The following is a 255-nucleotide window of genomic DNA, read 5'->3' on the forward strand; positions in this document are numbered from 1 at the left end:
GTAGAGAATATGATATCCATCAAGATGTTCTTCACATAGACATTTTTTGGGTGCAGATTTTAGATGTTTTAAAGTCAGTAAATCATAAATACATAGGCCAAAGTTTAATGCAGACATCATTGAGATATAGTGAAGCCATTCTGGAAAAACAACCGCTGCAGCAACACTCACAGTAGTAATCACTAGTACAGGCATACATATAGAAGTCATAACTAGTTGTTTGGATAAAGGCCCTTTTGATGAATAATAGAAGAA

At 34.1% G+C, this 255-nt stretch carries 1 protein-coding gene; it reads right to left on the reverse strand.

The genetic code is table 11. The annotated features are described in order from the left end of the window. On the reverse strand, positions 1 to 255 hold a 255-nt coding region (locus AOA62_RS32730; protein ID WP_143521951.1), incomplete at both ends, for a DUF3267 domain-containing protein.

This window comes from Pseudomonas sp. 2995-3 (assembly GCF_002742565.1).
GTDB classification, from domain to species: Bacteria; Pseudomonadota; Gammaproteobacteria; order Pseudomonadales; family Pseudomonadaceae; genus Aquipseudomonas; species Aquipseudomonas edaphica.